This window comes from Pyxidicoccus sp. M6 (genome assembly GCF_055568925.1).
Genome location: NZ_CM145714.1, coordinates 3,853,938 through 3,869,139, shown reverse-complemented (window position 1 = coordinate 3,869,139; position 15,202 = coordinate 3,853,938). Strand labels below are relative to the sequence as shown.

Annotated in this window: 2 protein-coding genes (1 of these 2 running past the window's edge); both read left to right on the top strand. The window is 69.9% G+C overall.

Annotation, left to right across the window (positions count from 1 at the left end; all coding sequences use genetic code 11):
* The first annotated feature begins 37 nt into the window (after positions 1 to 37).
* A complete protein-coding gene (locus ACVTJA_RS15400) occupies positions 38 to 5,986 on the top strand; it encodes an SDR family oxidoreductase (protein ID WP_465837127.1) in 5,949 nt (1,982 codons plus the stop codon).
* 153 nt (positions 5,987 to 6,139) lie between these two features.
* Positions 6,140 to 15,202, top strand: the 5' portion of a protein-coding gene (locus tag ACVTJA_RS15395) for a non-ribosomal peptide synthetase (RefSeq protein ID WP_465837126.1). Its footprint extends 18,567 nt past the window's final position; the window shows 9,063 of its 27,630 coding nt (coding positions 1-9,063); its start codon is at positions 6,140 to 6,142; its stop codon lies beyond the right edge, outside the window.

The window sequence follows — 15,202 nt, the reverse complement described above, 5'->3', positions numbered from 1 at the left end:
CACGCGCGCATCGCCCACCCCTCTGAAAGAAATCACCATGGCCGATATCAACGAGACCGACGAGTCCTCCTACGAGGGACTGGCCATTGCCGTCATCGGCATGGCTGGCCGTTTCCCTGGCGCGAAGGACGTGGAGCAGTTCTGGAAGAACCTGTGCGCGGGCGTGGAGTCCATCGTTCCGCTCACCGACGACGAGCTGCGCGCCGCGGGCGTGCCCGCCGAGGAGCTGGGCAACAGCCGCTACGTGAAGGCGGCGCCCGTGCTGAACGGCGTGGAGAACTTCGACGCGGGCTTCTTCGGCTACACGCCGCTGGAGGCGCGCGTCATGGACCCGCAGCAGCGCCTGCTGCTGGAGGTCTCCTGGGAGGCGCTGGAGCACGCGGGCTATGACCCGGACAAGCACCCGGGCGAGCGCATCTCCGTCTTCGCCGGCACCCGCACCAGCACGTACCTCTTCCACGTGCTGGCCAACCGCGCCGCGCTCCAGCCGCAGGACAGGCTGCTGGTGGAGCTGGGCAACGACATGTCGTCGCTGGCCACGCGCGTCTCGTACAAGCTCAACCTCACCGGCCCCAGCACCATGGTGCAGACGGCGTGCTCCACGTCGCTCGTGGCCATCCACCTCGCCTGCCAGAGCCTGCTGATGGGCGAGTGCCGCATGGCCCTGGCCTCGGCCACCGCCGTCAACGTGCCGCACCGCGCGGGCTACACCTACGAGCCGGGCAGCATGCTCTCCCCGGACGGCCACGTGCGTCCCTTCGACGCGAAGGCCGAGGGCACCGTCTTCGGCAGCGGCGCGGGCGTGGTGGTGCTCAAGCGCCTGCAGGACGCGATTGCGGACGGCGACAACGTCCTGGCCGTCGTGCGCGGCACGGCGGTGAACAACGACGGCTCGCACAAGGCGTCCTTCACCGCGCCCAGCGTGGAGGGCCAGACGGACGTGCTGCTGGAGGCGCTGGCGTGCGCCGGCCTGGACGCGGACGCCATCAGCTACCTGGAGGCCCACGGCACCGGCACGTCGCTGGGAGACCCGATTGAAATCCTCGCGCTCAACAACGCGTGGCGCGCGAGCACGGACAAGAAGGGCTTCTGCAAGCTGGGCACGGCGAAGGGCAACGTGGGCCACCTCGACGTGGCCGCGGGCATGGCGGGCTTCATCAAGACGGTGATGCAGCTCCAGCACCGCAAGCTGCCGCCCATGCTGAACTTCACGCAGCCCAACCCTCAAATCGACTTCCCCAACAGCCCGTTCACCGTCAACACGAAGCTGACGGACTGGACGGCCCAGGGCCCGCTGCGCGCGGGTGTCAGCTCGTTCGGCTTCGGCGGCACCAACGCGCACGTCATCCTGGAGGAGGCCCCGAAGGCCGAGGCCTCCGGTCCTTCGCGTCCCGCGCAGCTCGTGATGCTGTCCGCCCGCAGCGAGGCCGCGCTCGACACGGCCACGAACAACCTCGCGGCGTGGCTGAAGGAGCACCCGGGTGCGTCGCTCGCCGACGTGGCCTTCACGCTCCAGATGGGCCGCAAGGACTTCGACCACCGCCGCGTGCTGGTGGCCCGCACCGCGCAGGACGCCGCCGAGGGGCTGACCTCCCGTGCCCTCACGGGCGTGCGCGAGGTGGGCGACCGGCCGGTGGTCTTCATGTTCCCCGGCCAGGGCGCGCAGCACGTCAACATGGCGCGCGAGCTGTACGACAGCGAGCCCGCCTTCCGCGCCGAGGTGGACACCTGCGCGGAGAAGCTGAAGCCGCACCTCGGGCTGGATTTGCGCACCGTCCTCTACCCCACCCCTGCCGGCGAGGCCGAGGCGACGAAGAAGCTGGAGGGCACCGCCCTCACCCAGCCCGCGCTGTTCGTCATCGAGTACGCGCTGGCGAAGCTGTGGATGGCCTGGGGCGTGAAGCCGCGCGCCATGGTGGGCCACAGCATCGGCGAGTACGTCGCCGCCTGCCTCGCGGGCGTCTTCTCGCTGGACGACGCGCTGGCGCTGGTGGCCGCGCGTGGCCGGCTGATGCAGTCGCTGCCGACGGGCTCGATGCTCGCGGTGCCGCTGACGGAAGCCGACGTCACGCCGCTCCTGGAGGGCAAGCTGGACCTCGCGGCCGTCAACGGCCCGGCGATGTGCGTGGTGGCCGGCCCCACGGAGGCGGTGGACGCGCTGGAAGCGAAGCTCTCCGAGCGCGGCGTGCAGGCGCGCCGGCTGCACACGTCGCACGCGTTCCACTCCGCGATGATGGACTCCATCCTCGCGCCTTTCACCGATGCGGTGCGCCGCGTGCGCCTCCAGGCGCCGAAGCTGCCGTACGTGTCCAACGTGACGGGCACGTGGATTGACGCCGCGCAGGCCACGGACCCCGCGTACTGGGCCCGCCACCTGCGTCAGCCGGTGCGCTTCGCACAGGGCCTGCGCGAGCTGATGAAGGACTCCGCCGACGTGCTGCTGGAGGTGGGCCCGGGCCAGACGCTGGCCAGCCTCGCCAAGGCGCAGCCGGAGGCGAACGGCCGCACGGTGCTCTCGTCGTCGCGCCACCCGCAGAAGCCCGAGTCCGACGCCGCGAAGCTGATGGGCACCCTGGGCGAGCTGTGGCTGGCCGGCGTGCCGGTGGACTGGAAGGGGCTCTACAGCGCGCAGAAGCGCCGCCGCCTGCCGCTGCCGGGCTACCCCTTCGAGCGCGAGCGCTACTGGGTTGACGCCGTCGAGGGCGCCACCACGCAGGCCCAGACGCGCGCGCCGTCGGGCAAGGCCGCCGACGTGGCGGACTGGTTCCACGTCCCCGCGTGGAAGCCCGCCGCCCCGCCCGCGCTGGACGCGGAGGCGCTGGCGAAGTCGCGCGTCTGGGTGCTGCTGGAGGACGGGCTCGGCATGGGTGAGGCGCTGGCGCGCCGCCTGAAGGCCGAGGGCCGTGAAGTCATCCACGTGAAGGCGGGCAAGGCGTACGCCCGCGAGGACGCGCGTCACTACGTGGCCGCGCAGGACAGCAAGGCGGACCTGCAGGCGGTCTTCGAGGACCTGGAGAAGCAGGGCCTGCCCGCGGACGTCGTCGTCCACCTGTGGAGCCTCACCGCGCCGGACGTGACGGGCACGGGTCCGGAGCTGTTCCGCAAGGTGCAGGACGGCGGCTACTACAGCCTGCTCGCGCTGGGCCAGGCGCTCGCGAAGGGCACGCGGCCGGTGCGCGTCGAGGTGGTGTCCAACCGGCTGCATGACCTCGACGGCGAGCGTCAGGCGCTGTCGGAGAAGTCCCCGCTGCTCACCGCCTGCAAGGTGATTCCGCAGGAGATCCAGCACGTCACCGCCCGCTGCGTGGAGGTGGAGCTGCCGGTGCCGAACAGCCCGCGCGCGGAGCGGCTGGCGGCGACGCTGGTGGCGGAGTTCAGCGCGCGCGGCTCCGAGCTGCTGGTGGTGCTGCGCGGCACCCGCCGCTACGTGCAGACGTACACCCCGGTGCGGCTGGACGCGAAGGGCGCCCCCATCGCCCCGCTGCGCGAGGGCGGCGTGTACCTCATCACCGGCGGCATGGGCGCGGTGGGCCTCATGCTGGCGGACCACCTCGCGGAGACGTTCAAGGCGAAGCTGGCGCTGCTCGGCCGCACCCCGCTGCCGGAACGGAGCACCTGGGACGCCTGGCTCGCGAGCCACGCCGAGGACGACACCACGAGCCGCCGCATCCGCCGCGTGAAGGAGCTGGAGGCCAAGGGCGCCGAGGTGCTGGTGCTCGACGCCGACGTGGCGGACGCCGCGAAGCTGAAGGCCGCGGTGCAGAAGGCGGAGGCCCGCTTCGGCGCGATTCACGGCGTGCTGCACACGGCGGGCGTCACCCGCGGTGACTCGCCGTACATGGCGCTGACGGACGTGCGCCGCGACGCCGCCGAGACGCAGTTCGGCCCCAAGGTGTACGGCACCTACGCGCTGGAGGAGGCGCTGCGCGGACACGCGGTGGACTTCGTGCTCCTCTTCTCCTCCAGCTCCTCGGTGCTGGGCGGTCTCGCGCACTTCACGTACGCGGCGGGCAACCAGTTCCTGGACGCCTTCGCGGAGAGCCGGCGCGGCCTCGAGTCGCCGCGCTGGGTGAGCGCCTCGTGGGACCCGTGGCCCGAGGAGACGAAGCACACCTCGCTGCGCACGGCGATGGACCAGTACACGATGACCATTCCGGAAGGCACCCAGGCCCTGCGCCGCGTGGTGCAGGCCGGCCTGGACGGCCAGGTGGTGGTCATCACCGGCGACCTGGAGCCGCGCGTGCGCATGTGGGTCAACCGCGAGGCGAAGGCCCCGGGCGCGCCGCAGAAGAAGGCCGCCAACCGCGTGCGCCGCGGCAAGACGGCCTTCGTCGCCCCGGGCACGGATTTGGAGAAGGCGGTGGCCGCGCTGTGGAGCGAGCTGCTCGGCGTGGCCGAGGTGGGCCTGCACGACGACTTCTTCGACCTCGGCGGCCACTCGCTGCTGGCCACGCAGCTTCGCAACCAGCTCCAGGCCACCTTCAAGGTGGAACCGCCGCTGCGCAGCCTCTTCGAGAACCCCACCGTGGCGGGCCTCTCCGGCCTCATCGCGAAGGAGCTGGCGGCGCGTGAAGCCGTGCCGACGAAGCCCCTGGCCGAGGCCCTGCGCACGGCCTTCCCCACCGAGCGCCCGACGCTCCTGGAGGACTGGCTGCGCCGCAAGGTGGCCAAGGTGACGAAGCGCGAGGTGAAGGACCTGCCCGCCAACGGCAGCCTCGCGGGGCTGGACCTGGACGCCATCGGCTCCGAGCTGGAGTTCGACCTGAAGAAGGAGCTCAAGTTCCAGCTCTACCCGCACGAGCTGCGCGAGCACGCCTCGCTGCCGGAGCTGTCGCGCTACCTGCTGGCGGAGATGGAGCGCCAGTCGGACCCGGCGCGCTTCGCCACGGATTTGCCGCTGTCGGCCCTCTCGCTGCGTCCCTACCGCCGGCAGGCGTCCGGCCCCAAGGTGCGCGCGCCGAAGAAGAACCCGAGCATGGTCTTCGTGCACTCCACGCCGCGCGCGGGCTCCACGCTCTTCCGCGTCATGCTCGCCGGCCACCCTCGCCTGTTCTGCCCGCCCGAGCTGAACCTCCTCTTCTTCGAGACGATGAAGGAGTGGAAGCAGAACGTGGGCTTCGGCCACGAGATGGAGTGGACCGAGAAGGGCCTGCTGTGGGCCTTCATGGAGATGAAGAAGCTGGACTCCGTCGCGGGCCAGGCCTTCGTCGACAAGCTGGTGGCGGACAACGCCTCCGCGCAGTCCGTCTATGGCCAGCTCCAGGAGCTGTCCGCGCCGCGCCTGCTGGTGGACAAGACGCCGCCGTACGCCATGGACCCGGAGACGCTGTGGCGCGGTGAGGAGATGTTCGACAAGCCGAAGTACCTCTTCCTCATCCGCCACCCGCTGCCCGTCATGGAGTCGCTGGTGCGCATGCGCTTCGACCGGCTCTTCGGTCCCAGCCTCTTCGGCTCGGCGGACGTGGACCCCTACGCCGTCGCGGAGACGGTGTGGGCCATGCCCAACCAGAACCTGCTCGACTTCTACTCGCGCATCGGCTCCGAGCGCGTGCACTGGGTGCGCTACGAGGAGCTGGTGGCCGAGCCGGAGCGGGTGATGAAGGGCGTCAGCGACTTCCTCGAGCTGCCCTACGACGACAGCATGGTGTCGCCGTACGACGGCAAGCGCGAGCGCATGCTGGGCGGCCTCGGCGACCCGAACATCCTCCAGCACACGCGCATCGAGGGTGAGCGCAGCGACTCGTGGAAGCGCATCCAGTGGCCGCGCGCGCTGGACGCGTCCACCCGCGCCCTGGCCACGCGCCTGGGCTACGAGCTGCCCGAGGCCGCGCCCGCGCCGAAGAAGGCTCCCGCCGCCGACGCCCGCGCCGGGCAGCTGCTGGAGAACCTGGACAACCTCTCCGACGAGCAGGTCGCCGCGCTGCTGGCGGAGATGGAGGGCGCCGAGGGCGCCGACGTGGAAGGCGACGCGAACAAGGTCGCCTGACGTGCCCTCCCTCCTCGCGGGGAGGGAGGTTTTGTAACATCCGGGACACGTGAAACGTACGCAGTGAGCTCCGCCGGGTGGGCCGCCGTGCCCACCCGCGCGGAGACGCGCGTTTCACGCCTGTCGTCTGCATTCCGCACATCGGAGCACTCCATGGCGCTCACCCCCGAGCAGAAGCGCGCGCGACTCGCCGAGTTGCTGCGCGACAAGGCCCGTTCGTCCCGTCGTGCCCCGGTATCCTTCGCGCAGGAGCGGATGTGGCTCCAGGAGCGGCTGGAGCCGGGCAGCGCCGCGCTCAGCGTCCCGAGCGCCGTGCGGCTGTCCGGGGAGCTGAACGTCGACGTCCTGCATCGGGCCCTCCAGGAGCTGGTGCAACGGCACGAGACGCTGCGCACCACCTTCGTCGAGCAGGACGGCCGGGTGTCACAGCGGATTGCCGCCTCGGTCGAGGTCCCGCTGCCCGTCGTGGAAGTCCCCGGCGGGGAGGCGGAGGCGTGGCGCCGGCTGCACGAGGACTCGAGACTACCCTTCGCCTTGGAGCAGGGGCCGCTGCTGCGCGCCGTGCTCTACCGCTGGGACACGCGCGAACACCTGCTGCTGCTCAACCTCCACCACATCGTCTCGGACGGCTGGACGATGGGCGTGCTCGTGAAGGAGTTGGGCACGCTCTACTCCGCGCTCGCCGAGGGGCGCGCCTCTCCGCTGCCGCCGCTGCCCTTGCAGTATGTGGACTTCGCCGTGTGGCAGCGCGACTGGCTCCAGGGTGAGACGCTGGACACGCAGCTCGGTTACTGGCGTCAGCGGTTGAATCCGGGCGCCGTGCTGGAGCTGCCCACGGACAGGCCCCGGGCATCCATCGCCAGCAATCGGGGCGCACGCCTCACGGTGGTGCTGCCACCGGAGCTGCTCCAGTCCCTCCAGTCGCTGGCCCGCCGTGAGGGCCGCACCCTCTTCATGCTGCTTTTGTCCGCCTGGCAGGTGCTGCTGTCCCGCTACAGCGGCCAGGACGACGTGGTGGTGGGCTCGCCCGTGGCGGGCCGCAACCGCGCCGACCTCCAAGGCCTCATCGGACTCTTCGTCAACACGCTCGCACTGCGCACGGACCTGTCCGGCGACCCGACTTTCTTGGAGCTACTGCGGCGCGCGCACGAGACGGTGCTGGGTGCCTTCGCCCACCAGGACCTGCCCTTCGAGAAGGTGGTGGAGGCGCTGAAGCCGGAGCGGCGGCTCGATGTCACGCCGCTGTTCCAGGTGATGTTCACCCTGCAGAACGCGCCCCTGCCGCCACTGGAGGTACCGGGGCTACGGATGGAAGCGCAGCCCGTGGACAGCGGCGCCGCGCAGGTGGACCTGTCGCTGCTGGCCACCGAGCTGCCCCAGGGTCTGCGCACCGCGCTCGTCTACCGCACGGACCTGTTCGATGAAGCGACCGCGGCGCGGATGCTGGCGCACTTCCACACGCTGCTGGAGGCCATCGCCGCGCACCCGGAGCGGCGCCTGTCCGAGCTGCCGCTGATGGACGACGCCGAGCGCCAGCGCGTGCTGGTGCGGTGGAATGGCAAGCCCGTGACCTTCCCGGACGGTGCCATCGTCCACGAGCGCTTCGAGGCCCAGGCCCGCGGCACGCCTGATGACACGGCGCTGCTCCACGGCGATGCGTTGCTCAGCTACGGAGAGCTGGACGCCCGCGCCAATCAGCTTGCCCATCATCTGCGCACGCTGGGCATCGGTCCCGACACCCTCATCGCGCTCCACCTGGAGCGCTCCATCGACCTCGTGGTCGCCATGTTCGGCGTTCTCAAGGCCGGCGGCGCCTTCCTCCCGTTGGACCCGAGCTACCCGGCCGAGCGCCTGGGCTTCATGCTCGCGGACGCGTCCGTCTCGCTCGTCCTCACCGAGCGACGGCTGGCGGACGCTCTGCCCTCACGGGGCGAACGGCGCGTGCTGCTCGACACGGATGCGTCGCGCATCGCGAAGCAGCCGGGGACCGCACCTCTCTCGGGAGTGCTCGCGGACCACCTCGCCTACGTCATCTACACCTCCGGCAGCACGGGCCGCCCCAAGGGCGTCATGGTGACGCACCGGGGCGTGCCCAACCTGGTTCAGGAGCAGGCTCGCGCCATGGGCATTGCTCCTGGCACGCGCGTCCTCCAGTTCGCCTCGCCCAGCTTCGACGCCGCCGTCTCCGAGGTCTTCGTCACCCTCCTCTCCGGCGGCACCCTCCTCCTGCCCTCCAGTGAGGAGCGCATGCCCGGCCCCGCGCTGGCGAGGTTGCTGCGCTCGCGCGACGTCCACGTCGCCACCCTTCCGCCCACCGCGCTCGCCGTCATGGAGACGCAAGGGCAGGACTCGCTGCGCACCGTCATCTCCGCCGGCGAGGCCTGCTCCGCCGAGCTGGTGATGAAGTGGGCCCCGGGCCGTCGCTTCCTCAATGCGTATGGCCCCACCGAGGCGACCGTCTGCGCCTCCATGAGCGAGTGCACGCCGGACGGGAAGAAGCCCTCTATCGGCCAGCCCCTGGCCAACGTGCGTCTCTACGTCCTCGACGCGCACCTGCGCCCGGTGCCCACCGGTGTGCCCGGTGAGCTCTTCATCGGCGGCGTCGGCCTGGCGCGTGGCTACCTGCACCGCCCGGAATTGACGGCCGAGCGCTTCGTGCCGGACGCCTTCAGCGGCATGACAGGAGAGCGGCTCTACCGCACCGGCGATCTCGTGCGTTGGAAGCCCGACGGCACGCTCGACTACCTCGGCCGCACCGACTTCCAGGTGAAGCTCCGCGGCTTCCGCATCGAGCCAGGCGAAATCGAATCCGCCCTGCGAGCCCATGCGGACGTCGGCGACGCGGTGGCCCTGGTGCGAGAGGACGGAGCCACCGGCCACCGGCTCGTCGCCTACGTCGTGCCCGCCGATGGAGCCAGCCTGGACACACAGGCCCTGCGAACCTTCCTCTCCGAGCGGCTGCCCGAGTTCATGGTGCCCGCCACCTTCGTCGCGCTGGAGGCCCTGCCGCTGACGCCCAGCGGGAAGGTGGACCGCAAGGCCCTGCCCGCGCCCGACACGGCATCAGCCTCCGAGTACCTCGCGCCACGCACTCCGACGGAGACGCTGCTGGCGGACCTCTGGTCCCAGTTACTGGGCGTCGCGCGAGTCGGTGCCAACGACAACTTCTTCGAGCTGGGCGGCCACTCCCTGCTAGCAACCCAGGTGGTCTCCCGCCTCCGCTCGCTCTTCGGCGTCGAGCTGTCGCTGCGCGAGCTGTTCTCCGCGCCCACCCTCGCGCGACTCGCCTGGCAGGTGGAGACCCGTCGCAGGGAAGCCCGAGGGCTGGCATTGCCGCCACTCGTCCCGGTGCCACGCACGGGTGAGCTGCCGCTCTCCTTTGCCCAGCAGCGGCTGTGGCTCATCGATCAGCTTCAGCCCGGCAGCCCCGCGTACAACATGCCCGCCTTCGTGCGCATGGAGGGGACGCTCGATTCGGAGGCGCTGCGCCGCGCCTTCGCCGAGGTGGTGCACCGCCATGAGGCACTGCGAACCACCTTCCTCCAGCAGGAGGGCGAGCCCTTCCAACGCATCGCGCCCCACGCAGAGGTGCGGCTGGAAGTGGTGGACGTGAGCCGCGAGGAGCTGGAGCGCGAGCTCCAGGAGGAATCGCTCCGTCCCTTCAACCTCGCCACCGGCCCGCTGCTGCGCGCGCGGTTGCTGAAGCTGGGCCCCACCGAGCACGTGCTCTCTCTCAACCTGCACCACATCGTCTCGGACGGTTGGTCCATGGGCGTGCTCGTGCGCGAGGTCGCCGCGCTCTACGAAGCCTTTACCCAGGGCCGGCTCTCGCCCCTGCCGCCGCTGCCCGTGCAGTACGCGGACTTCGCCATCTGGCAGCGTGATTGGCTCCAGGGTGACGTGCTGAACAGCCAGCTCGACTGGTGGAGGCAGCAACTCGCCTCCGCGCCGCACGTGCTGGAGTTGCCCACCGACAGGCCTCGCCCGTCCGCCCAATCCCACCGTGGCGCGCACGTGCCCGTGCGCCTGCCCCGAGACCTCTCCGAATCCCTCAAGGCACTCTCCAGGCGCCACGGCCTGACGCCCTTCATGACCTTGCTGGCCGGCTTCCAGGTCCTGTTGGCCCGCTACTCCGGACAGGAGGACATCGTCGTCGGCGCTCCCATTGCCGGCCGCAACCGCAACGAGACCGAAGGCCTCATCGGCTTCTTCGTCAACACCCTCGTCCTGCGCTCCCGGATTGATGCGCGTGCGTCATTCCTCACGCTGCTGGAGCAGGTGTGCCACACCACCCTCGGCGCGTACGAGCACCAGGACGTCCCGTTCGAGAAGCTCGTCGAAGAGTTCCGGCCACAAAGAAGCCTGAGCCACTCACCCATCTTCCAGGTGAGCTTCACGCTCCAGAACACGCCCATGGGTCCGCTGGAGCTGCCGGGGCTGCACCTGCGCCCTGTGGCTCCGGCGACACTGCCAGCCAAGTTCGACCTGAACCTCACGCTGGAGGAAACACCCGAGGGCTTCAGCGGCAGCCTCCAGTACGCCACCGACCTGTTCGATGCCTCCACCGTCGAGCGGATGGCCGGGCACCTGCGAACGGTCCTCACCGTAGCCTGTGAAGATGCGGCACGGCCCCTGGCGTCACTGCCGCTGATGTCTCCCGAGGAGCAGCGCCAGGTGATGGTGGAATGGAACGTCACCGCGCGTGACTTCCCCCGCGACACGTGCGCCCACCACCTCTTCGAGGCCCAGGCCCGCCGCACTCCCGAGTCCGTCGCTCTACGTTTCGGTCAGGACTCGCTCACCTATCGGGAGCTGGACACGCGAGCCAATCAGCTCGCCCACCACCTGCGCTTGCTGGGCATCGGCCCCGACACGCTTGTCGCTCTCCATCTGGAGCGCTCCATCGAGCTGGTCGTCGCCATCCTCGGCGTCCTCAAGGCCGGTGGTGCCTTCCTCCCGTTGGACCCCAGCTACCCCGCCGAGCGCCTCGGCTTCATGCTCGCGGATGCGGCCGTCCCCGTCATCATCACCGTGGAGCGATTGGCGGACTCGCTTCCTTCGGGGGGAGGCCGACGCGTGTTGCTCGACGCGGACGCGCCTCTGCTCGCGCGGCAGCCCGAGACGCCGCCCTCGTCCGAGGTGACAGCCGACAACCTCGCCTACGTCCTCTACACCTCCGGCAGCACCGGCAGGCCCAAGGGCGTCATGGTGATGCACCGCGGCCTCGTCCACTATCTCCACTGGGCACTTCAGGAGTACCGCATCTCCGAGGGACAGAGCGCGCCGGTTCATACCTCCGTCGCCTTCGACGCCACCCTCACCAGCCTCCTCACTCCCCTGCTGGCCGGTGCCACCGTGCACCTGCTGCCTTCCGTCGGTGAACTGGAGGCTCTTGCTGATTCGCTGCGACAGCACCGCCATGGCCTCGTGAAGCTCACGCCCGCTCACCTCCAGGTGCTGCTCGACCTGATGCAGCCGGAGGAACTGGCCCGACTGGAAGGTGCCTTCGTCGTCGGTGGTGAAGCTCTGCCTCCGGCCACCGTCGAGCGCTGGCAGCGGCTCGCTCCTCGCGTCCGCCTCATCAACGAGTACGGGCCCACCGAGACGGTCGTCGGCTGCTCCATCTACGACTTGAACGTGGGCGGCGTCGTCAATGGCATCGTCCCCATTGGCAGGCCCATCGCCAACACGTCGCTCTACGTCCTCGACGCCCAGCTCCAGCCCGTGCCCGTCGGCGTCATCGGTGAGCTGTACATCGGCGGAGAAGGCGTAGCTCGTGGCTACCTGCGCCGCCCGGAGCTCACCGCTGAGCGCTTCACCCCCGATGCCTTCAGCTCCATCCCCGGTGCCCGCCTCTACCGCACCGGAGACCGCGCGCGCTTCCTCCCCGACGGCAACCTCGACTTCCTTGGTCGCCGCGACGGGCAGGTGAAGCTGCGTGGCTTCCGCATCGAGCTGGGTGAAGTCGAATCCGCCCTGCGCTCCCATCCAGACGTCGGTGACGCGGTGGCCGTGGTGCGCGACGACGGCCCCACCGGCCCTCGGCTCGTCGCCTACGTCGTGCCCACTGAAGGCACCAGCCCGGACACCCACGCCCTGCGCGCCTTCATCTCCGAACGGCTGCCTGAGTTCATGGTCCCCTCGGCGCTCGTTGCACTCGAGGCGCTCCCCCTGACGCCCAACGGCAAGGTGGACCGCAAGGCCCTGCCCGCGCCCGATACGGCGCAGACGTCAGCGACCGAGTACCTCGCGCCGCGCACGCCTACGGAGGCTCTGCTCGCGGACCTCTGGTGCCAACTGCTGGGCGTCGCTCGCGTGGGCGCAAATGACAACTTCTTCGACCTCGGTGGCCACTCCCTGCTGGCCACGCGAGTCATCTCCCGCATCCGCTCCACGCTGCATGTGGAACTGCCGCTGCGTGCCCTCTTCGAGGCGCCCACCCTCGCGGGCCTCGCATCGCGCGTCGATGCCGTAGGGGACTCCGCGCGGCGGAACCTGCCTGCCATCACTCCCCAGCCACGCACGAGACCTCTGCCGCTGTCCTTTGCCCAGCAGCGGTTGTTGTTCATCGACCAGCTGGAGCCCGGCACCGCCACCTACAACATGCCCGCGACCCTGCGCCTCGAGGGCACGCTGGACTCGAGAGCGCTCGAGCGCGCGCTGGCCGAGGTGGTGTGCCGTCACGAAGCGCTGCGCACCACCTTTGCCTCGCACGAAGACGAGCCCGCTCAGCTCATTCACTCCGGTGGCGACTTCACCCTCACCCAAGTGGAGCTGACACATCTGGCTCCGCCGCAACGCGAGGAAGAGGCCCGGAAGCTGGCGCGAGAAGAAGCGTTGCGCCCCTTCAACCTCGCTACCGGCCCGCTGCTGCGCGGCACGTTGCTACGCCTCGACGACACAGCGAACGTGCTGCTGCTCAACATGCACCACATCGTCTCGGACGGTTGGTCCATGGGCGTGCTCGTGCGCGAGGTCGCCGCGCTCTACGGAGCCTTCACCCAGGGCCAGCCCTCCCCGCTTCCGCCGCTGCTCGTGCAGTACGCGGACTTCGCCATCTGGCAGCGTGATTGGCTCCAGGGTGACGTGCTGAGCAGCCAGCTCGACTGGTGGAGGCAGCAACTCGCCTCCGCGCCGCACGTGCTGGAGTTGCCCACCGACAGGCCTCGCCCGTCCGTCCAATCCCACCGTGGCGCGCACGTGCCCGTGCGCCTGCCCCGAGACCTCTCCGAATCCCTCAAGGCACTCTCCAGGCGCCACGGCCTGACGCCCTTCATGACCTTGCTGGCCGGCTTCCAGGTCCTGCTGGCTCGCTACTCCGGACAGGAGGACATCGTCGTCGGCGCTCCCATCGCCGGCCGCAACCGCAACGAGACCGAAGGCCTCATCGGCTTCTTCGTCAACACACTCGTCCTGCGCTCCCGCGTGGAGCCTCGCACCACCGTCGAGGAGCTGTTCGCCCACGTGCGTGCCACGACCCTCGGCGCCTACGAACACCAGGACGTCCCGTTCGAAAAGCTCGTCGAAGAGCTCCGGCCTCAAAGAAGCCTGAGCCACTCGCCCATCTTCCAGGTGAGCTTCACGCTCCAGAACACGCCCATGGGCCCACTTGAGCTGCCGGGACTGCACCTGCGCCCGCTCGCTCCGGAGGCGCTGCCCGCGCGGTTCGACCTGAACCTCACGCTGGAGGAGACACCCGAGGGCTTCAGCGGCAGCCTCCAGTACGCCACCGACCTGTTCGACGCCTCCACCGTCGAGCGGATGGCCACGAACCTGCGGACGCTGCTGGAGGGCATCGCCACGAATCCGGCGCGGTACCTATCCGAGCTTCCGTTGATGGATGCAGTCGAGCGGCGGCGAGTGCTGGTGGAGTGGAACACCACCGCACGTGACTTCCCCCGCGACTCCTGTGCTCACCATTTCTTTGAAGCTCAGACCCGCCGCACGCCCGACGCTGTCGCCCTGCGCTTCGGCTCCGACTCGCTCCCCTATCGGGAACTGGATACGCGCGCCAATCAGCTCGCATGGCACCTGCGCTCGCTGGGTGTCGGCCCCGACACGCTCGTTGCCCTTCACCTCGAACGCTCCATCGAGCTGGTCATCGCCATCCTCGGCGTCCTCAAGGCCGGTGGTGCATTCCTCCCCCTGGACCCGAGCTATCCCGTCGAGCGCCTCGGTTACATGCTCACCGACTCGGCGGCCCGGGTCGTCGTCACCACGGAGCGCCTGACAGCGGAGCTGCCCTCGCAGGGCGAACGACGCGTGTTGCTCGACGCGGAAGCGCCGTTGCTCGCGCGACAGCCCGAGACGCCGCCCTCGTCCGAGGTGACGGCCGAGCACCTCGCCTACGTCCTCTACACCTCCGGTAGCACCGGCAGGCCCAAGGGCGTCATGGTGATGCACCGCGGCCTCGTCCACTATCTGCACTGGGCCCTGCGCGAATACCGCGTCACCGAGGGACAGAGCGCGCCGGCTCATACCTCCGTCGCCTTCGACGCCACCCTCACCAGCCTCCTCACTCCCCTGCTGGCAGGCGGCACCGTGCACCTGCTGCCTTCCGTCGGTGAACTGGAGGCTCTTGCTGATTCGCTGCGACAGCACCGCCATGGCCTCGTGAAGCTCACGCCCGCTCACCTCCAGGTGCTGCTCGACTTGATGCAGCCGGAGGAACTGGCCCGACTGGAAGGTGCCTTCGTCGTCGGTGGTGAAGCTCTGCCTCCGGCCACCGTCGAGCGCTGGCAGCGGCTCGCTCCTCGCGTCCGCCTCATCAACGAGTACGGCCCCACCGAGACGGTCGTCGGCTGCTCCATCTACGACTTGAACGTCGGCGGCGTCGTCAATGGCATCGTTCCCATTGGCAGGCCCATCGCCAACACGTCGCTCTACGTCCTCGACGCCCAGCTCCAGCCGCTGCCCGTCGGCGTCATCGGTGAGCTGTACATCGGCGGAGAAGGCGTAGCTCGTGGCTACCTGCGCCGCCCGGAGCTCACCGCTGAGCGCTTCATCCCCGACGCCTTCGGTTCCGTCCCCGGTGCCCGCCTGTACCGCACGGGAGATCTCGTCCGCTGGCAGGCCTCCGGTGAGCTGGAGTACCTGGGCCGTGCTGACTTCCAGGTGAAGCTGCGTGGGTTCCGCATCGAGCTGGGCGAAGTCGAATCCGCGCTGCGCTCCCACCCGGAGGTCAGTGACGCGGTGGCCGTGGTGCGTGAAGTCGGC